Origin of the sequence: Paenibacillus sp. FSL F4-0097 (genome assembly GCF_038593125.1) — a bacterium.
Lineage (GTDB): Bacteria > Bacillota > Bacilli > Paenibacillales > Paenibacillaceae > Paenibacillus_AQ > Paenibacillus_AQ odorifer.
The window spans coordinates 6,844,008-6,865,269 of record NZ_CP151965.1; the positions used below are offsets into that span (position 1 = coordinate 6,844,008).

A 21,262-nucleotide genomic window follows, 5' to 3' on the forward strand; every position below is an offset into this window, starting at 1 on the left:
GCAGTCTATGACTTAGTTTGAGGTTAGATCACCTTTTTGTAGCGCATGAGCGTGTAGTTATCTTTTGGTTGAATTTCTACAACCTTGAACTTTTTCGCAAAGTTCAATTGCTGATACCCGTCTCCATCCACTAAAGTAATGTTTGTGGAGCCGCCTATGATGATTGGAAGCTGCATTAGAATAATCTCATCGACGATATCCTGATTGAAAATATGCCAGTTTAAGAATCCGCCGCCTTCGACCATCAGACTGGTAATCCCATAGTTCTCCTCCAACTGACGTTCAAGCTCCACAAAATCTACTTTATCCTCGCCGCAGATAAGGCACTCCTTTCCTCTTTGCCGGATCTGTTTGATTTTTTCTTCATCCCGTCCTTTCTCGGTCGTGACAATAATCGTCTTCCCTTGGTCCGAGAGTACATTGCAATCTAGCGGAATATCCAAGGTAGTTGTCGGAATGATACGAATTGGATTTTTATTTTCCTCATACCGATTAGTAAGAAAGGGATTGTCCGTCAAAATTGTATTTTTGCCGACCATAATTCCCTGCACCTTCCCCCGGAATAGATGAATAAATTCCATATCCTCACTGGAAAATAAAGAAAAAAGCTCTTTACTCGAATTACCAGCGCCCATAGTGAGCTTTCCATCAATAGAAATTTGGCTGAATATCGTTGTTTTCATTTGGCTCTCCCCATCTCTAATTAGCTTTTAAATGCGCCCCAAGAGGCTTGAATAGTCTGTTCTATTTTGTTCAATGCTTGTTCAGGATTGCTCAAGGGCAGCTCGATAAGACCCGCATTTAACGCCTCCCATACATGGATCATGAAGGGATAAGTCGGCATCGGCCGTGAGTGATCCAAAAGCGATAAAATCATCTTTCTGTTAGGCGCAGCAGAGGCAGCTAGATGGTTCAGCACCTCTTCCTGAGCCGGAATCCGCTGTACACCCAGCGTCCACATAGTTTGGCATTCGTCACTCAGCATAAAGCGCGTGAATGATAAAATATCTTCCCGCTCCTCGGACGTTAATGAATGATTAGGGTAGATCAGGCCAATAGAAGAAGACATGGATAATGATTGCCGCCCTTCGATGCTCGGAAGCTGGCAAACCGCAAGCCTATTGTTCATATGTTTATCTAGATGGTTATAAATCCACTCGCCACAAATAATGGCGCCGATCTTACCGTCAATGAACTGCTCAAGCAGTCCTGTGGAGCCGTCGAGACTAACGAGCACGCCTTGATCCATCTTGTCGCGAATAAACTGAAGCGCCTGCTTCATTTCAGAGGTGACGATATTCGGCTTTCCATTCTGTACAGGCCAACCGCCGAAAGCTGTAAGGAACGGAATAAACCAATAGCCTTGCTGTAAGTCTGCTCCAATCGGTATGATACCTTGGGCGGATAACTTTTCTGCTGCCTCTTCGAACACGTCCCATGTCGTCGGCGCACTAGGGTAAATCAACGGGTTGTAATACACAACCAGATGATTACCCCGCAATACAGGGATACCATACTGAACACCATTCATTTGCATCGTTGAAAGGGCTCCCTCAGTCAGCGTATCGTCAAATAGCCCGCCCGGTACTTCGGAGTAAAGACCGTTCTCCACATAGGAGGACATGTCAGCAGGAACCATCGCCAGATGCGGACCTTGCTGGGTGTCCTTAATTTGGTTCAGGCGCGCAGTCAGCTCCGTAATATTCATCACTTGTGGTGTAATTTGTACGCCGAAGCGCTCTGTATACAGCTTACAAATTCCCTCCAGCACCTCAATCGAGGTATCTCCTGGACCATCAAACTCATGCCATACCACGACTTCCTTATTGTTCTTTTCCATTGCAGCCTCTCTCCCTTACCTAAATTGTCTATGATTGTTTACGAGCACTAAAGCCTGATTAGGCGCAAGCAGCAAGCAATCGAACGCCTGACCTACGCTGCTACCCGTTAAGGAACTATCCAGTGTTACCGTCATTGGGCATCGGCCAGGTACGGCAACCTTCAAATCAACTTGGCAGAAAGCATCAGCACTCAAGTTAAAGCAGCACAGCAGCGTTTCATCCCCTTGCATATACCCGTACAGAACAATACCTTCCGGGGATTGAGCCACGAAAAAGTTTTCCGGCTTCACTAGGTGGCGCCAATCTTTCTTGAGTTCACTTAGCTCCGCCAACAGCGGCAGCATCGGTGTAGGATTGGTCCAATTAATTTGCATAACGTTAAAAAAAGCTCGGGAAATCTCCTTTCCGTTCGTGTTGTCTCCAAGACCACAGTTGAGCGGCTGCTCCTCATTCATTTCATAACCCGTCGTCACGTATGGAATTGCGTTCGGAAGAAATTGATTAAATACCGCGATCATCCGAGCAACCTCTACACCGCCACGGCTGGTGATCCGAGGAGTATCTGCTGTTTCTGCACAGGCAAATATATGAATATTCAACTCAGGCAGCTCTTCTAAGAATGAAATGAGATTCTCTTTAGTAATTTGTGTCATGACGTTCCATCCACTGCCAAGCATAATGTTATAGCCGGTGTTTGCTGCCTTCTTGTGGTTGCGATTGAACAAATCTTCGCTGATTAAGATCGCATTTGGATTCATCTCTTTAATCGTGTCAAAAATACGAGTCAACAACGGAATAGGAAGCACGTGTCCGATGTCGATGCGGAAGCCGTCAATCCCATATTTTTCGAGATTAACCCGTACTGCCTCCTCCAGAACATCCCACAGCTCCAGATTCGGCTCCTCTCCCGGGTAGTCATTGCATTTAATCGTATCAAAAAGGACATATGGCGCCTGATCCGGACTTATAAGATGTCTCACTTGCGGAGAGAAATCCTGGTAGAGGCGTAAGAACGTAATGTCTGTCCAAATCGGCTGCACATCATTTATCCAATCCGAATGCGCTGGAGCAGTCGTTATCCCCATCTCTTGCTCCACCAAAGTTAATAGCTCCTCTCCTGTTTTAGCAGCTTTCTCTTTCAAGTGCTGCCAAAGGATTGGATGGAGTTCATTGGGCGGTGGCGTGAACTTCCGCAGAAATACTGCTGTCTCCTGGCTGCGGTAGACCGTCTCCAGTTTGTCCGGCGTACACTCCTCAAAAAATCCAAGCTGGGGAATCGCGGGCGGCGCAAAGCCTTCTAATTCATCCATTTTGATCCAATACACCCATTCAGGATGTTCGGTAATGAACGCACTGTTTTTCGCCGTCACACGGGGAATGAAGTCAACAACAGTCTTAATATCAAGTAAATGACAAGCCTCTACCAAAGCGCTGAGCTCATCGTGGATCGTAAACTCCTCCATATCATCCAATAGGCTATCGTGCAGGTTCTCGTCCAAATGGAATAACGATTGCACTGCGTAAGGGGACCCAATATCCCCCTTCAGATTCAACTTGCTGTACTGGTTAACTGGAAGCATGTACAGAATATTGATGCCCATTTTCTTTAGCAGAGGCAGAAGAATAAAGAATCTTAAAAAAGTACCCGATTCAATTTTTCCGTCATGGTTGTAATCCCAAGCCGTAGAATAGCGAATAAGCGAAGAATAGATCGCGCTATCGTCCAGATTTGTGCGTTCCTTAAGCAGATATCTCCACGAAAGCCTGTCCAGATAATTCAAATGATCTGTCAAAAAATCATACGGGTGTACACAAATTTCACCCTCTTTTTCTAAGAGAACACGCTCATATTGGCACTCATTCCACACTGCGGGCATCCAAATTGGCTCTATGTCTTTGGCCTTTTGTGTAGACAAGTAATCTTTAATTAATCTGAATTTGCTATCATTGCTCATCAACAGTGCCACCTCTCATTGATTGTAGTCTTACGTTTAGGGAACAAAAACCGTCTTTACGGTTTCACTCCCAACCACCTTCAAAGAGTTCAATTCATAGCCGATCAACTCGTCTATCGCTGCTTCATGCTCACTGAGCTTAACTTTTCTAGTCACTAGTTTCTCCATTTCAGGAGTTTCAGCGGCAAACTGCAAAGCTTCCTCGAACATGTAGCGGTATTCACCTGCTGCTATAATTTTTATTGCATGCTGCACGAATTTAGTAGGGGAAAAGGTGTAGCGATACTTCGCATTAATTCCAAAAGGAACGATGCGGCCTCCACGTTCAATCCACTTTTCCGCCATTTCGAGTTGAGTGCCCACCGTATCGATAATCACATCAAACTTATGTCCCGCACAGATTTTGTCTACGGTAGCTTGATTTAATTGGGCAGGGGTTAAAGCAAAATCTGAGATCTCTCTGGCAAAAGCTAGCCGATAGGGATTAACTTCAGTCGCTACCGTGAGCGCAGATTTCGACTTGCTCACAATTTGGCTTAACAGTCCCATTGGACCCGATCCAAGAATGAGTACCTTGTCGTCTGCTGTGACATTGGCTTCTTTGAAATTGTGCAGTACACAGGCAAGCGGCTCAATCAAAACCCCCGTCTCCCAGCTCATATGATCGGGAAGACGGTGTGCAAACGTTTGTGCAGTTGAGTAAAAAAAAGTGAATGTCCCATTTCGATTCAAACCCGCAATAGGCATCCCATTTCCATCGATGCCCGTACAGAGGTGCGGCTGTTTCTTCAAGCAAAAATAGCATTCATCACAGCTTTGATTCGGATCGATAACTACGCGGTCGCCTACCTTAACACGGTCAACGTTGCTGCCGATTTGGATTACAGTCCCTACTGCCTCATGACCACGAATGACCCCTGGAACCCCCTCCTCTTTCCCAGTTATGACTGCTAAATCTGTTCCACATACACCTGTCATCTCAATCCGGATCTTGACTTCATCCGGTGCTGCAATCTGCGGCTCTTCCCATTCGCAAAGCTCCAGCTTATGATTAGATGTCCACACCAACGCTTCCATACTCATTCCCCTTTCTTTTTTGTTATCCATATTCGCCCAGAATATATCATAACTACCATGTAAAAGTAAGGTGAATGTTGTCGAAAAATGTTAATAATTACATTTATATATAAATACTTCACGAGTAAGCGCTTTAATTTTCTTTCGCTTATTATGCGGAGTGCACTGTCTGAAACGGCAAGTTTAAGGGCCATCCTTTGTGGGATGACCCTTGAATACGATTGTGATCAACCGAGCTCCGTGCGGGAGAGTAGCCCCCGAATCAACGTCTCCTATTTTGCAGCTTCCGCTTCCAGCCGTGCAATGACCTCAGAGCGGGCTTGATCTGTGAAGCGAAGCACCCCGTTTTCCTGGACGATTAGCTCTTCCCGTATTCGCCCATCCAGCCAGTCGCTGATCCATCCCGGAGCGTATCCTCCTTGCCCGAACTCGCCGCCAAAAGCGATCATTTTCTCATATACATCCAGATATTGTTGACGGCTCGTATTTGGATAAGAGCTTGTGTACAGCCAGAACTGCACATCGTACATCAGAGTAGAAAGCTCATCCGCATGAAAGGAGAAGTGTCCCTTCTCTTCAACGATTCGGGTACAGACTTTACGGATCTTCTGCTCAAGCTGATCTACCTCAGACACATCGCTGCACAGCTTCGCAAGCAAAGGTGAGAATTGGCCTACGGCTACTTTGCGCAAATCCTCCTCTTTATCTTCTTCAGAGGTGTCGTATTCCTCATCACTCACCAGGCCGCGTATAAACGTCTCGAAGTCTTGGGCCAGAAACGTAATCTCATAATTATCTTCCTGATCCACATGAATTACCTCGGGTTCGCCGTCCCTCCCGCAATTGCGGTAATCCAGCATCACGACATCATGGCCTGCCGAAGGGCAATCACAAATTACCACGCCGATGTCGGGATACCCCCACTCCTCAATCATGAACGGGCTGCCGAGATCGCCGCAGATGGAATAGCTTTTCTCGCGTCCGATGCCCATAATGCCCGTAATCGCAATATGATCCTCAGCCCATGAGGTCGCGTCCTCGGTCGGAAAACAAGTATTATAAGGCACTCCCCCATTGTGCTGCTTCATCAGACTGATATAAGAGGCAGGAAGCTTGTAACCCAGTTCTTCTTCTACAGAAGCAATCAGCTCATCCGTAGGCGGAGAAGAAACATATTCTTTTAGCGCATAATCGCTATCGTCCCAAAAGCCGGAGAGATCCATCCCGTCAAAAGGAGCTGCAGTCGTCCCCGAATCATTATGCTGTTCTCTGATTGCCCGTCTGGCTGCGGCGTCTTGTTCTTTGCGAAGCTTGCGCTGGCTGAATTTCAAAAACATGGCCGTGTTCTCATCATCCGGATCGAGGTCATGGGCAATACTCAGCACTCTCACCGCTTCCTCATATCGATTCAAATAATAGTAGGAATATCCCACACGAAAATGCCACAGATAATCATTCTGCCCTTGTTCCGCAATCATCGCGAAGTGTTCAAGGGCTTCTTCATAACATCCCACATTGTTATACGCTCTTACCAGACTGCTGACTACCTCGTAATCTCTGTCCGCTGGAGGAATCTCCATCAGAGTGTCTACAATCTTCTGGTGTTCATCATCTTCATGCCACTGTGTCAGCTGTGCCACTAGTTCTTTGTCCATAGTCTACCTCCCCAAGCTTATAATTAAGTTACTAGAATATAGAGAAATATGGTTTTCCCTATTCTACCAGATGGGATGTAGGTATTGAAAATCGAAAAAGAGGGCATCTCCAAAATTTTTAATTATGGATACAGCCATATCCCTGAAACCGTCATCACCGCTGGCAGTGCAGTCTCGTCAACCGCTACATTGTCATACCAGCCGCCCACTGCAAGGTTCAGCACCAGATAAAATGACTCGTTAAAGGGCATAATGCCTGGCTCCAAGCAACGCTCGGCAAAGCAATGTCCGTCTACCAGCCATCGAATCGAACTGGCATTCCATTCCAGTGCATAATCATGGAATTCATTAATGGTTCCGCTTTCAAAATGGTGCGAGAACTCCTCAACGATTTGATGTTCCCAATTCTTTCCGTAGTGCAGTGTTCCGGATATTTGCTGAGGCAAGCGGCCTTTGGCTTCCATGATATCAATCTCGCCGGAAGCTGGCCAAGGCCCGTAAGCCTGTTCCTGCGGAAGCAACCAGATGGCAGGCCATACCCCTTGCCCTACCGGCAGTTTTGCACGCACAACCAACTTGCCATAACAAAAGGAAAAATGGTCCTTTGTATCCAAACGAGCCGAGGTATATGCAAAATTGCGCCCATCCTTTTCAATGGATTCGCTGCGCGCGCACAGGTTTAAGCCAAATTCATCGATATACAGATTGCTGGAATGATCCGTGTAATACTGCTGCTCTCCGTTGCCCCAACCTGGGTCTATGGGATTACCCTCATTATCTAACAAGTCGTTGCCAAGGCGGACATTCCATAGCTTTAAATCGGCATTTCTATCTAAGAAATTCTGTTCCCATATAGGTTTATTCATCCTTTGCACACTCCCTTCATTTAATCACAGCATACTTAATTTTTGCGGCTGGTCAAACAAATCTAAAAAAATGGGATAGGGTCGATAATCATGGGCTTTTTTTCCTATACGCTTTTTCATACGATGAAATAGAAAGGGGGCACGGAAAATGTTCCAATACAGAACGGAACAAATGAAAGCGCTTTTTAAGCAGTGGCAATTGCAAAGCATGGTTATCCCGGGAATCATCTGGATGTTTATCTTTTGTTATATCCCTATGTTCTGGCTCATTATTGCATTTATGGACTACAGCATCGCCAAACCCTTACTAGAATCACCGTTTGTCGGGCTGAAGCATTTTCAGGATTTTTTGACGGATGAGCGTTTTTGGCGTTCGATTCGCAATACTCTGGGAATGAGCAGCATCAAGCTGGTCTTGGGTTTTCCCATTCCTATCTTGTTCGCCTTGCTGCTGAATGAAATACGGAGTCTTCGATTTAAGCGAACGGTACAAACCATTTCGTACCTGCCGCACTTTATTGCCTGGACGATTTTTGGCGGCATTGCGCTCAATTGGCTGGGCGAGGGCGGTGTGATCAATCAGTTGATGATGGCGTTCGGGTTCCAGGAACGCGAAATCCTGTTTAACAGCGACCCTAAGTACTTTTGGTGGATCACCTTTTTCACCGATACGTTAAAAGAAACCGGCTGGAGCGCCATTATCTACATAGCGGCAATATCCGGCATTGATCCGGGGCTGTACGAAGCGGCTGAGCTGGATGGCGCAAATCGGCGGCAGCGGATGTGGCATATCACCATTCAGAGCATACGCCCCACCATCGCTATTTTGTTCATCCTCGCTGTCAGCGGGATACTCGGCAGTAACTTTGAGCAGATCTTTATGTTGAAGAACAATATGAACATGAGGATGGCGGAAAGCCTAGACTTGTATATCTACAACATGGGGTTGGTCTCCGGGCGCCATTCCTTCTCAACAGCCGTCCTGTTCGCCCGCTCTATTGTGGCGCTAGGTTTGTTGTTTTTGGCCAATCACACATCCAAAAAACTAACCGGCGACAGCATTTTTTAGAAGGGAGAGGACAGAGGTATGGAAAGACGCAAAAGATTTCGGCAAATTGGAGTATTTGAGGTCTGCAACACCCTGCTGATGCTGGCGGTTTGCTTTTTAACACTGTACCCGATGTGGTTTGTATTCATTAACTCGCTTAATGCTCCGCAGCAGGCATCCCTGGGCACCGTCAACTGGTTTCCCAAAGAATTATCGCTGGCCAGCTATAGCGTTGTGTTCAATGATAAGACTATGATGAACGGTTTTTACATTACCACTCTGCGCACAGTGATCGGGACAGCAACGCATGTGTTGTTTACCGCCATTATTGCTTACGGAATGAGCAAGTCTAATCTGATCGGACGCAAGCTGTATCTTAAAATCGCATTGGTTACGATGCTGTTCTCAGGCGGGCTGATCCCTACATTTATTCTGATGACGAAGCTGGGCTTATATGATAATTTTTGGATATTCATCATTCCCTCTATGTACACTTTTTTTAATATGGTCATTTTCATGAGCTTCTTCCGCACCATACCCGATAGCCTGGAGGAGTCTGCGAAGGTAGACGGTGCTTCAGACTATGGCGTCCTGTTCAGAATCGTATTGCCCAATAGCATGGCTGTCATTGCGACTATATCGCTTTTTTCAGCCGTTTATCATTGGAATGATTATTACCAGGGGGTCATCTACATCCGTTCGCAGGAATTACTGCCACTGCAGACCATGCTGTACAAAATCATTGCGGAGAACTCTATGTCCTTCATGCAGCAGCAAGCTATGGCGCAATTCGGCGCAAGACTTCCCGGCAACTCTATTAAATTTGCATCCATGATGGTGGCCACACTGCCTATTCTGATAGTCTATCCTTTCATTCAACGCTATCTGGTCAAAGGCGTGATGATTGGCGCCATTAAGGGATAAGAGTGTGAGTGTCTAGAAACTGGTATTCAAAAATTCAGAAGCAGCAAAGAAAGGATGATTATGTCATGAAACGTAATCTCATTAAGCCGGGGTTGACCCTCGTTCTGGCCGCAAGCCTGATGCTAGGCATAGCCGCGTGTTCCAATTCAGCGAATAGTGAAAATAAGCCGACACCACAGCCTACAGATAGTACACAGCCGCCCCCGAGTGAAGCAAAGCTCAATCCCGATGATCCGGCATGGAAGCTGGATACCAGCCCTGTTGATTTAACCTGGTTCGTAGGTGCTAACTGGTATGCCCACACTTGGGGAGACAGCTTGACCTCCAAGTACGTAACGGAAAAAACAGGCGTAAACATCAAGCTTGAAGTACCTTCCGGTGAAGCCAATGAACATATTACCCTGATGATGACCTCGGGCAAGCTGCCAGACTTGATATCAATGGGTTCGTGGGAAACCGCTGTCAAAAAGCTGTGGGAAGGCGATCATGTCTACGCCTTAAATGAATTAGCTGACAAGTATGACCCTTACTTCTTCAAGGTGGCCGGGGACGGTACACTGAAGTGGTATCGTCAAGAAAATGGCAATACCTATGGCGTTCCGAATGATTCATATAGCCCCAACCTGATGCATGAAACTGGCATGACGGCGGCTAACCAGACTTTCCTGGTGCGGAAAGATCTGTATGAGGAGATGGGCAGCCCGGACCTTAGCACTCCAGAGGGCTTTCTGAACGCACTGCAACTGGTAAAGGATAAGTACTCCCAATATAAAGGCCAGCCCATCAGTCCCTTTTTTGCACAAGGGAACGTCCCTTACGGGATGACCGAATATCTGCAGAACCTACTGGCCGTTCCGCATGAGAAAGACGGAAAAGTATACGACCGCATTACCGATCCCGATTATATTGCCTGGCTAAAAACCTTCCGTACGGCTTACGAGCGCGGGTTGATTAATGTGGATTTCCTGGTGGATTCCGATACTCAGGTAGAGGAAAAAACAAACAACGCCCGCTATTTCATGATGGTCCGCGAGTGGACCGGTATGTCGGCTGTCAATCCTATGCTGGCTGCTAGCGGCAACCCGGACTCTTACTACATCGCAGTCGATGGGCCAAAGAACAGCAAGGGCGATAACCCTAAGTTATTCCCTGGCAACATGGACGGCTGGATGGTGACGATGATTAGCAAATCAACCGAAAACCCTGAACGAGCCATCCGCTTTTTGACCTATCTGGCCAGCGAAGAAGGCCAACGAGATTTGTTCCTTGGCAAGGAAGGCGAAACATGGGAGATGGTAGATGGCAAGCCGCAACTGAAGCCTGAAATGGTAAAATTACTCGACACTGATATTGAGAAGCTGGAGAAAGAATACGGCATCATGGATACCTATTGGATGATGCGAAACCCTGTAATCGTCAACCAGTGGAGACCGGAGAAATCTCCTGTCATTAAGCAAATGGAAGACTTCGCCAATAAGCAGGCCGATATTGATAGCGGTATCTATAAGGGCTTAGATCCACAGGGCGATTCTGATGTGTCGGTAGCCTGGTCCCGTATTTCGCAAAATTGGGAGGAAGTACTCCCTGAGCTAATTACGGCCAAAAATGAGGCTGAATTTGATAAAATCTTCGACAATTTCCTTGACCGCCGCGAGAATTACAACTTTGGCAAGGTGATGGAATACCGCCAGGCTGAACTGGATGTGCGAAAATCCAAAATGGCAGAGTAATAATGCCCGTATTAAGATTGCTGCCGGCCACCGAAAGGGTGGCCGGTATTCCCTTTTTCGCTTCTTTAACCATTTAACAAAACAGCCTAGTTACCTACCGGGCAGTTTGTAATATATGGTATATTACAAGGGTAGGAGGCTACTTAAATGAAGTATCTGCTGACTAAAATGAGGAAGCTGTACCGTAATTCCCGAATCTCCCAAAAGTTGTTTCTGGCTTTTAGCATGATGATTGCCATCCCTGCGATTGTGGTATCCTTTTTATTTATCCGCACACAGGAAAGTCAGCTATACAAGGACGCTATGGCTACCGGCAGCAGCCATGTCTCACGAATTAACGAACAACTGCGCAGCAAAATGGGCATTATTGAGAACGCTTCCTCTACTGCGCTGAATCAAAAGGCATTTGTAGATTTTATTCACTCCAATATGCGCGGGGATGGCCTGCGTCTCGTAAAATTTAGACAAAATCAATTTGAGCAAATGCATAATATCATTCAAAGCTACGAGATGATCAGCGAGCTAAGTTTCTATGTCGATAATCCAAACCTATTTGAGATTTGGCCTGAAATCTACCATTATGACAAGTTCTGGCCGAAGGACTACTGGGTGACACTTCGGGAGGAAGGCGGTGCGGCATACCGCTTATTTGCTTTTAAAGATGGAGAGCATACGCTATCCTATTACCGGCTGGTACGCCTTCAGGGGCAACAGCAGAAACTCCCTACCATTATGGAAATCCGCGCCCAGCATAGCGTCTTTTTCAGTGACCTGCTTGAGGATAGCGGGGGGGATTTCTTTTCTGTAGTGATGGATGGAGCCGACTCTTCCCGATCTGTATACAATCCTGAGCATATCTTTTCACAAAATGCCGGTGAGGAATTGGATAACATTCTAGGTAGCATTCACCAGCGGCTGGATGTGCTGCAGCAGAGTAGCCCCATTAAGGTCAAGGTAGGCGACCATACTTACTACGCGTTGTATCGCTACATCGCCCCACTGAACGCCTATGTAGTGGATATTGCCTCTCATCAAGCGCTGATGAAAGGCCCACGAAGCTGGTATTTGCTCGTAGTAGCGATCACATTGTGTGTATTGCTGCTAATGTTACTGCTCGTTTCACATACCACTCGGCGCATTTTCCGCCGGCTCGACAGGGTGCTGGCTTCTATGCGCAAGGTGCGGCAAGGCCAACTGGATGCGAAAATTGATACCGGCCTGGATAAAAACGAAACCGGTGACGAAATCGACGAGGTGGCCGTCAGCTACAATAATATGTTGGACGAAATCAAACATTTGATGACCCAAGTGGTAGATAAGCAGCTGATTGCCAAAAATGCACAGCTGCACTCGCTGCATTCGCAGATCAATTCACACTTTTTATATAACGCGCTGGAATCCATCCGTATGCTCGCGGAGGTTCAGCGACAGCCCGCTATCGCCGAAGCGTTGGTGTCTTTAGGCTCACAACTGCGATACAGCATGCAATGGCGCAGCGATACGGTTGCGCTTAGCGAAGAACTTGCCAACATACACAGCTATGTCCGATTCATAAACTTTATGGAGGGTGGCAGCATTGAGTTGACGGCGGATCTCCCGCAGGAGGTACTGCGTTATACAATTCCTAAAATGTGCATGCAGCCCATCGTCGAAAATGCCGTTCATCATGCAGCGCCCTCGGGCGGCAGCGTACGTATCCATATTACCGTATCGGTAGAAAATGAAAGCCTTCTGCTAATTGAGATACGAGATGATGGCGCAGGTGTTGACCCGGAAATGCTGTCCAGTCTGCAGGCTGTGCTGCGGGGCGACTCAGATTCACCGATTGTTACCAGCAAAAACGGACTGGGCTTGGAGAACGTGCATAAGCGCATACAGCTTCATTATGGTAAGAACTGCGGTCTTTGGATTGACAGTGTGCAGGGTGCCTATACTTGTGTAACCATACGTTTGCCTTGGGAAAATGTGAATCTTGGAGGATGGTAGGGCATGATCAATATTCTAATTGTGGACGATCAAAAGCACATTCGTGATGGGCTGCAGGCGATGCTGCGTCAATTTCCGCTGCAGCTGGACAATATTTACTGTGCAGTAAACGGAATTGAGGCCTTAGATATATTGAGTCAGCACAACATCCAACTGGTGATTACTGATATCAGGATGCCCGATATGGATGGACTGACGCTGATGGCGAAGAGCAAACAGGAGCATATTGAGGTAGATTACCTGATTATTAGCGGCTATAGTGATTTTGCCTATGCTCAAAAAGCCATCGAACTTGGAGCAAAAGGCTACCTGCTCAAACCTGTGAAACGTGAAGATCTGCAAACCGCAGTAGAACATGTAGCAAATGAGATAAAAACACGGCAGGCGCTCTCGCGTAATATGGAGCATATCTCCCGCCGCGCCCGGGAGACAGACCGCAAAGAACTGAGTATGTTCATGCAGGGTGCAATGATTGATGAAGCGTGGGTTCTCCAGACCCAGCAACAGAATCCAGAGTTGTGGAGTAATTACCGCCTGTGTCTGCTGCGGGAGGAATTATGGATTAACCAACCGGGGGCCGACAGTAGCCACAGTATGGAATCCCTTGCCTACCGTGTGTATGGCAGACGAGGGTGTATATGCCTGCAACACCGCCCGTACCTGATTCTCGCGGTTGATGCAGCCGTAGATACGGGAGCCTTCCCGGCCGCCCTCAAAGCAGGACAGATAGATGCCATTACTGCCATGACCAGCCCGCAGCAAGGATTGAAGGAGTTGCCCCGCAGCTATACACAAGCGCTAGAGCTCTATCGCCACAGTTACCTGTTTCCAGAGAAGAGCTGCATCTTGCCAACACATATTGAGCGACTGGAGCAGCAGTGGGAGCTTCCCTATGAGGAGTTATATGCCCTGTTCCAGTTAATCGGCACCAAAAACAGCGGTACAATCACCCAAGGCATTTCTATGATATTTCACAAAGATACATTGCAACGTTATCACATCCAATACACACAGCAGCTATGCCGTGCCATTGTACAGATGCTGGAGGAATCTGTGCGTGTAATCCGCCCGTACATGGGGGAAGAAGCGCTGGACAGCGAATGTTTACGTAATCTATTCGATTATCCGGGTATTCGCGATTATATTCAGGCGCTGCAACAACAGCTGCTTCGGCTGAACCAATTTTATTATGAATATAAGTGCAGCTATCGCAACTCGCAAGATTTGAATGAAGCCATACGCTTTATACACGAAAGCTATCATAAACCCCTGGATCTCGCGATGGTATCGAACCACGTGTCGCTTAATTATGCCTATTTTTCTAACCTGTTCAAAAAAAATATCGGCAAAGGCTTTGCAGAATACTTGCGCGATGTGCGCCTGGATAAAGCCCGGCGGCTGCTGGCCGAAACCGATCATAAAATTGTAGAGGTAGCCACCATGGTAGGGTATGAAAGCTACAAAAGTTTTACACGATCATTTCGGGATGTCATGGACATGCAGCCCACAGAATACCGGCAAATGATGCGCCGGAAGCACGACAGCGAGGAAAAGTTCCGTGACACAGCGCTATAAATAATCAAAAGCCAAAAAATTGGGTTATAACAAAAATAATTGTACCTTTTAGCTGATTATTATATTCGATAGAATAGAGATGACCCTAAATGTAAGCGGTTTCGTTTCTTCATTATTTTATTAAAGGAGGGCAAGTATGAAACGACTTTACAATACGGAAAGTGGTTTTAAGCAGAAGGTATTTAGTTTGTTCTTAGCAGTAGTACTGTTGGCTGGGGTTGGTCTATTGCCGACTTCTAAGGTGCAGGCAGCAGGAACCACAGTTACCTCTATGTCTTACTTTTCAGCGGCAGACGGTCCTGTCATCTCAAAATCAGGGGTTGGGCAAGCTAGCTATGGTTTCGTCATGCCCACATTCAATGGGGGCTCTGCCACCTGGAATGATGTTTCCGATGACGTCGGTGTAAAAGTAAAAGTTGCTGGAAACTGGGTGGATATTGACCATGCAGGCGGCTATACCTACAACCAAAACTGGGGACACTGGAGCGACGGTGGCTTGAATGGCTATTGGTTCACTCTCTCCGCAACAACGGAGATTCAGCTGTTCTCCAAGGCTAATGGAGTTACACTTGATTACACCCTGGTATTTCAAAACATAAACAAAACGACCATTACTGCTATGGCCCCTACACAAGGGCCGCAGATTTCAGCAGGATTTACAGGAAGTGCAGGCTTTACTTATCCTACCTTCAACAATGATCCGGCCGTTACCTATGAAGCCGTAGCTGAAGATCTGAAGGTATATGTAAAACCTGTAAGCAGCAGTACATGGATTGATATTGACAATAATGCAGCCAGCGGCTGGATCTATGATAACAACTTCGGACAATTCACCGAAGGCGGCGGTGGCTACTGGTTCACCGTAACAGAGTCTATCAACGTCAAGTTAGAATCGAAAACCTCAACGGCTAACGTCGTTTATACCCTCACCTTTAATAAACCTGTAAGAAATTCATATGTCTTAACTCCTTATGAGGGAACGACCTTTACCGCAGATGCAAAAGGTGTAATAGGTGTACCGCTACCTAAGATTGATGGGGGCGCTCCAATAGGCACTGAACTAGGAAATTACGTATACCAAATTAACATCAACGGACAATGGGTTGCTATGAGTGATTCCAGCCAGAGCGGATTTGTATACGCCGGCAATGGCTATAACAACATGTCCGATGCCAACCAGTGGGGATATTGGGCTGACTACATCTATGGGCTTTGGTTCCAGCCTGTCCAAGAGGATGTGCAAATCCGTATTGGCTATCCATTAAATGGACAGGCGGGCGGAAGTGTCGGCAACAATTACGTCAACTATACCTTTATTGGTAATCCAGATGCCCCACGTCCGGATGTATCCGATCATGATGACATTGCCATCGGAACACCAAACGACCCGGCGATAGAGGGCATGAATCTCATTTGGCAGGATGAATTTAACGGAACAGCACTCGATACGAGCAAATGGAGCTACGAACAAGGTTATTATATTACTGACGATCCGAATAGCTGGGGCTGGGGCAACGCGGAACTGCAGCACTATACAGACAGTACACAAAATGTATTTGTACAGGACGGAAAGCTGAATATCAGAGCTTTGAACGATTCAAAATCCTTTCCACAGGACCCAAGCCGGTATGCCCAGTACTCATCCGGCAAGATTAACACCAAAGATCAGCTGTCCTTCCAGTACGGCAGAGTAGATATTCGTGCTAAGCTGCCTACAGGTAACGGCGTTTGGCCAGCACTTTGGATGCTTCCGGAAGATGCCGCTTATGGAGCGTGGGCCGCATCCGGGGAAATTGATATTATGGAAGCCAAAGGACGCTTGCCCGGCACGACCAGCGGGGCCATACACTTTGGCGGACAATGGCCTGTAAACAGATATATTGCTGGTGAATATCACTTCCCTGAAGGTCAGACCTTCGCCAATGATTATCATGTGTACTCCATGATCTGGGAAGAAGATAATATGAAATGGTATGTGGACGGCAAGTTCTTCTTTAAAGTCAGTAGAGATCAATGGTATTCCGTAGCTGCACCTAACAATCCGAACGCCCCATTCGATCAACCCTTCTACATCATTATGAATCTGGCGATCGGCGGTCACTTCGACAGCGGTCATACCCCAGATCCGTCGGATATTCCTGCAACAATGCAAGTGGATTATGTTCGTGTCTATAAAGAAGGCAACAGCGAGAATCCGGTAAACGTGCCGGTTACCGGTATTTCTCTGAATCAAACCACTGCGCAGGTGGAGGTCGGACAGACTGTGCAGTTGAACGCCAATGTTGCCCCGTCTAATGCAACCAATAAGCAGGTCACTTGGACCGTATCAGGTACCAACGTCGCTTCCGTGAATCCGAACGGTCTCGTGACGGGACTCACTCCAGGCACAACAACCGTAACGGCTACAACAGCCGACGGTAATAAAACAGCCCTCTCCACCATCACTGTTGTACCGGCAGCATCATCCGGTGTTATCATTGTCGGCGATGAGGTGCGGGGCCTGAAGAAAATAGGTGACGACCTGCTGTTCTATGTGAACGGCGCAACCTTTGCCGACTTACACTATAAGTTGAATAACGGTGGGCAGCTAAACGTAGCCATGACCCCGGCAGGGAACGGTAGCTATACCTACCCTGTAAATCACCTGCAACACGGGGATACCATCGAGTACTCCTTCACCTATAATCCGGGACAAGGGGCCGTCGATTCCCCGACGCTCTCGTATATCCATGGGGTAACCCAAGGAACACCAGAATAAAATAGTTGAACCCTAAGCAACTGCATGAACACAAATAGGCGAGGAGGAAGTGTTGAAGCTTCCCTCTCGCCTATTTTGTTGTTTTTACCGTGCTGCGGGTCTTCTCGGGGGAAGCTCGGCTAGCTAGCCTCATGATTATGGAGTGTCAGTTTATCACCTGACGCTTTCCGCACCTTCGCTCGCTTGCCTAAATTAACGCGTCGAAATGACCCTCCGCGTCCACCGTCGCCGTCCGGGGATCAGTCAGGCCGATGCCCTTGAGGCCTCCCTTTCCTTCATTTCCCCAAAGGGGGAGGTGATCTTGAAGCGGAGAAGCAGGCACAAAATTTACGGAGGTACTGCTCCCGCTTTTCTGTACCAGTTGGGACTCCAGCAGCCGGATTTGCCGCTGCAGCTGCTCCCTGCGATAAGGAGTCTGCATCTCACTTCCTTGTGCCGCATTCACTTTATCCAGTTCCATCATCAGCCGGTTTCGCTGTTTCTCCAGAGAACTGACATCACTCTGTGTACCGCCGTAGGCCGCAATGGTCTGTACGGAGCTGATGCCTGATACTGTCTGTGCCGCCATGATCTTTCCCCCGTTTCCTTGGCTCCCAATCCAAAATCAGCCAAATTTGAAAGTTCTAATCATCTTTATTACCCGGCAGGCCCCGTCATGACAACATCACAGCCTCAATTGGAAAATAATCGTCGTATAGTCTCAGTCGGCCGCTTGTTTCAACCCTACCAAAGACCCACCGAAGGCTGGCTAAAGTCCCTTCAGAGCTCCCTTACTCGTCCTTCAACCGCCGCTGATATAAAATGACAGACACTACTGTTAGCACAACCGTCCATGCCAAATTAATGAGGAGTGGTTTCACTACATCGCCCGTCGTATAACCTGTATTGCTTAGACCCAGCAGATGCACAAGCTGACTGCTTGGCATGTAATCCAGCACTTTGAAGACCGGATAATCCTTCACTAGTACTTCTCCCCACGGTGCCCCCATAAATATGAACGCCACAGGGAGTATAGATAATGAGGATTCAAGCAACGTCTTGGAGAATAAACCGCAGATCGTCCCGGCTGCAGTGTACAGAATAATCGAAAGAATGATTACTGCCACAAACGCCCATATATTAGCTGGCTCATAGCCAAATAATAATGTAGAAATAGCGAGAACAACAGCAGACATGACAAAGACCAAACTGCTTTTACCGATTAGTACATCCATGGTTGTAGCCGGTGTCATCATTAATGACCGTAAAGTGTTACGCTCCTTCTCTTCCGCAATCAAGCAGGCTTGTGCGAAACATGTTAGCAATACAAACGAACTATTAAAAAGAAAACCGCTGGCTCCAGGTAAAGACGCACCTGCCCTCTTGAAAATCAGAGCGATAATAATAGGAAAAATCAGCATAATGGACAGTGCGTAGTTACGTGAAAACTCTTTGTAATCCTTCACAAATATCGCCCGGGCACGTTTGTATGAGATACTCATAGTAGCTCACTTCCTGTCATTTTAATAAAAATATCACCAAGACTTGGCTCTTTCGTCTCTAACCGGTCAATTAGCCCCCGCTTCATCCAATCCGCGATTTGGTCAGCCGCCCCCTCATCGATCGGGAGCTCGTAGGTTTCCCCATTGATTAAGTCCACACTAATTACGTTCTCCCGGTGCTGCCGTTTAAGTTCCTTCGGTGAACCGATGGTTTGGATTTGACCCTGATACAGAATCGCTACACGGTTGCATATCAATTCTGCTTCAGACATATCATGCGTAGTCAGAAAAATCGTAGTTCCTTTCTCATTTAAGTAGCGTAAGCCTTTATAGATATGTGCTGTGTTTACCGGATCTAGAGCCGAAGTTGGTTCATCCAGGAATAATAATTCCGGCTCATGGATAATCGCGCATGCCAGCATGACACGCTGACGCATCCCTTTGGATAAGAGGTTAGCTTTCTTTTTGCGCTCCCCGCTTAAGTTTACAAACTGCAGCACCTTGTCGACCGCAGATTTGGGAAGATCATATAACTTACGATACAGCTCCAGATTTTCCTCAATACTTAACCTCTCATATAGACCACTGTTATCCGTCAAAATGCCAAAACGCATCTTCTGAGCAGACTGCTGCATCATCTCCGCCGGCTGGTCAAATACACTTGCCTGTCCACTTGTCGGATTTAACTGTGCCGTTAGAATCTTAATTAATGTTGTTTTGCCTGAGCCACTCGGGCCAAGGAAACCAAAAATTTCACCCTTAGGAATTGAAAAAGAAACATCTGCTAACGCATCCTTTTCTCCAAATCTCTTATGGATACGTTCTACCCGGATAACATTCATTAACTCCACATCCTTAGTGTTGATGGCTTAAACATATACAGATTACATGCTTCCTGCCATCAAAACGCGCCGAAATGTAGCTGTAAGCGCCTGAATGGTACCATTTAAATGTTAAGAAGTGCTTTTAATTCAGGCAATTTTGAACGGGATAACGGAACCACGGCATCTTGACCTGTATTTAATCGCAAGCTGTAGCTATTTTTCGTCCATGTAATAATCTCTCTTACTTTTTGCAGATTAACAATGTAAGATCGGTGACACCTAAAAAAACCGAAATTTAATAATTGCTGCTCGAGCTCGGTCAGCGTCAACGCACAGTCATAATTTTCACCGCCCACATGAACAAGGATTGACCCCTCTACACTTTCTATAAAATCAATTTCAGGCGGATTAAATAAAATCACTTTATCATTTCTTTTGGTAGAGATCTTCTGCAAGGTTATATTGGCCTCGTCTTGTTTCTGTACTTCCTGCTTATCCTCGTCGAAGTCCCGAATATCCAATGGATGAAATCCCGATTCGTTCAACCGATAAATGGCATCACAGGAAATAAGGGCATCCTCTAAATTCGAAGTTAAAATTAAAATCTGCTTTTCTTGAGAAAGATCATCCAGAATCCGTTTGAGTTGACGACAATCTTGCTCTTCCAAGTAAAAATAGGGTTCCTCCAGTACAAGTGTAGGCTGATGCGCAAAAAAGACACGCAGCAATGTCACATACATCCTTTTCGATGAGCTTAGATCCTTGATCTTTACCTTCCGTTCTTCTTTTAAAGCAAAATAATCTATCAACGAAGCGGTACGCTCATTCCTCTCTGTTACTCTGATTAGAAAAGTGATTAGTTCCTCCACCGTTAAACGCATATACTCGTTTTGCCCAGCCCGAAATAAATAATATTGGGAATGATCCCCTAATTGATTCATTAAAAGCTGCTTTCGCTTCAAGTCCGTTATGATGCCAACCGATTGGTTCGGTGTCATATTTAATTCGATCTTCGGTAGAAATAATTCCCCATTATAATAAATTGGTTGAAATTGCATGCCATCCTCCCGGTCAGTGCTGCTATAGGGTATACTTTTTCAATTTTGTTCCTGTTATTTCCTCCTCGATAAATACGATTTAGGTAATATTTAATGCAAATATTAGTAGTCAAGGCATCTAGTTTACCGCATCTCTAGTGAGCAGGAATTCCCTCAACTTAAATTCCTCACTGAGATTTAATACATTTATTTCGAAAATTTTGGAAGAGTTTTGATTTTGTGACTAAATTCACATAATAAGTAGATTTAAAATTATAGAATAACATTGTAAATAAATGGGTTATTAGGGTATCTAAAGAATCAATGGATGTCATTAGGTTTGGGTTAACAATTTTATCTAAAAGCATCTTTCTTCTAGATAAAAATAATATAAAGGAGGTTTACATATGTCGAATGAAAATCAATTCAAAACTCGCTCCGTGAACGACGACAAGGATCTATGGACAGAATTATTTGATCAGGTAGAAACATTGGAAAATCGTGA

At 46.3% G+C, this 21,262-nt stretch carries 16 protein-coding genes; 6 read left to right on the top strand and 10 right to left on the bottom strand.

Annotated elements, in window-relative coordinates; all coding sequences use genetic code 11:
• Positions 1 to 23: 23 nt before the first annotated feature.
• From MHH86_RS30720 to MHH86_RS30745, 6 genes are all read right to left on the bottom strand, one after another.
• Positions 24 to 683 carry a dihydrofolate reductase family protein gene (locus MHH86_RS30720; protein WP_036682374.1) on the bottom strand — a complete coding sequence of 220 codons (660 nt, stop codon included), beginning with the start codon at positions 681 to 683 and terminating at the stop codon, positions 24 to 26.
• Between the two features lie 20 nt (positions 684 to 703).
• The gene (locus tag MHH86_RS30725) at positions 704 to 1,840 is read right to left on the bottom strand and encodes an extracellular solute-binding protein (RefSeq protein ID WP_038573897.1); all 1,137 of its coding nucleotides are present in this window, start codon (positions 1,838 to 1,840) and stop codon (positions 704 to 706) included.
• A 15-nt stretch (positions 1,841 to 1,855) separates the two neighbouring features.
• Entirely contained in the window at positions 1,856 to 3,796 is a 1,941-nt protein-coding gene (locus tag MHH86_RS30730) for an alpha-amylase (RefSeq protein WP_342479579.1), read from the bottom strand.
• Positions 3,797 to 3,832: 36 nt separating this feature from the next.
• The gene (locus MHH86_RS30735) at positions 3,833 to 4,903 is read right to left on the bottom strand and encodes an alcohol dehydrogenase catalytic domain-containing protein (RefSeq protein WP_339815205.1); all 1,071 of its coding nucleotides are present in this window, start codon (positions 4,901 to 4,903) and stop codon (positions 3,833 to 3,835) included.
• A gap of 242 nt (positions 4,904 to 5,145) precedes the next feature.
• On the bottom strand, positions 5,146 to 6,528 hold the full coding sequence (locus tag MHH86_RS30740; RefSeq protein WP_342479580.1) for an SMI1/KNR4 family protein: 1,383 nt from the start codon (positions 6,526 to 6,528) through the stop codon (positions 5,146 to 5,148).
• Between the two features lie 122 nt (positions 6,529 to 6,650).
• The gene (locus MHH86_RS30745; protein WP_051491236.1) at positions 6,651 to 7,394 is read right to left on the bottom strand and encodes a glycoside hydrolase family 16 protein; all 744 of its coding nucleotides are present in this window, start codon (positions 7,392 to 7,394) and stop codon (positions 6,651 to 6,653) included.
• A 148-nt stretch (positions 7,395 to 7,542) separates the two neighbouring features.
• On the opposite strand from MHH86_RS30745, the gene MHH86_RS30750 reads away from it, so the two are divergent.
• The 6 genes from MHH86_RS30750 to MHH86_RS30775 all read left to right on the top strand — a co-directional run bounded on the left by MHH86_RS30750 (position 7,543) and on the right by MHH86_RS30775 (position 17,415).
• Entirely contained in the window at positions 7,543 to 8,463 is a 921-nt protein-coding gene (locus MHH86_RS30750; RefSeq protein ID WP_036682380.1) for an ABC transporter permease subunit, read from the top strand.
• Between the two features lie 18 nt (positions 8,464 to 8,481).
• On the top strand, positions 8,482 to 9,366 hold the full coding sequence (locus tag MHH86_RS30755; protein ID WP_038573901.1) for a carbohydrate ABC transporter permease: 885 nt from the start codon (positions 8,482 to 8,484) through the stop codon (positions 9,364 to 9,366).
• An 8-nt stretch (positions 9,367 to 9,374) separates the two neighbouring features.
• The gene (locus MHH86_RS30760; RefSeq protein ID WP_143758639.1) at positions 9,375 to 11,096 is read left to right on the top strand and encodes an extracellular solute-binding protein; all 1,722 of its coding nucleotides are present in this window, start codon (positions 9,375 to 9,377) and stop codon (positions 11,094 to 11,096) included.
• 147 nt (positions 11,097 to 11,243) lie between these two features.
• Entirely contained in the window at positions 11,244 to 13,082 is a 1,839-nt protein-coding gene (locus MHH86_RS30765; protein WP_038573903.1) for a histidine kinase, read from the top strand.
• A 3-nt stretch (positions 13,083 to 13,085) separates the two neighbouring features.
• Positions 13,086 to 14,657 (top strand): response regulator, encoded by a 1,572-nt coding sequence (locus tag MHH86_RS30770; RefSeq protein ID WP_038573904.1) that lies wholly within the window; start codon positions 13,086 to 13,088, stop codon positions 14,655 to 14,657.
• A gap of 136 nt (positions 14,658 to 14,793) precedes the next feature.
• Positions 14,794 to 17,415: a family 16 glycosylhydrolase gene (locus MHH86_RS30775; RefSeq protein ID WP_076099765.1), complete on the top strand. Its 2,622-nt coding sequence runs from the start codon at positions 14,794 to 14,796 to the stop codon at positions 17,413 to 17,415.
• A gap of 187 nt (positions 17,416 to 17,602) precedes the next feature.
• On the opposite strand, the gene MHH86_RS30780 is transcribed toward MHH86_RS30775, so the two are convergent.
• From MHH86_RS30780 to MHH86_RS30795, 4 genes are all read right to left on the bottom strand, one after another.
• Positions 17,603 to 17,983: a FlxA-like family protein gene (locus MHH86_RS30780; protein WP_038573907.1), complete on the bottom strand. Its 381-nt coding sequence runs from the start codon at positions 17,981 to 17,983 to the stop codon at positions 17,603 to 17,605.
• A gap of 202 nt (positions 17,984 to 18,185) precedes the next feature.
• Positions 18,186 to 18,896 carry an ABC transporter permease gene (locus MHH86_RS30785; RefSeq protein ID WP_038573909.1) on the bottom strand — a complete coding sequence of 237 codons (711 nt, stop codon included), beginning with the start codon at positions 18,894 to 18,896 and terminating at the stop codon, positions 18,186 to 18,188.
• Positions 18,893 to 19,738, bottom strand: coding sequence for an ABC transporter ATP-binding protein (locus MHH86_RS30790; RefSeq protein WP_038573911.1), 846 nt, complete (start codon positions 19,736 to 19,738; stop codon positions 18,893 to 18,895). The genes MHH86_RS30785 and MHH86_RS30790 overlap by 4 nt, the downstream gene beginning before the upstream one ends.
• Positions 19,739 to 19,842: 104 nt before the next feature.
• Complete coding sequence (locus MHH86_RS30795) at positions 19,843 to 20,778, bottom strand: LytTR family transcriptional regulator DNA-binding domain-containing protein (protein ID WP_076316121.1); 936 nt, start codon at positions 20,776 to 20,778, stop codon at positions 19,843 to 19,845.
• Between the last annotated feature and the right edge of the window lie 484 nt (positions 20,779 to 21,262).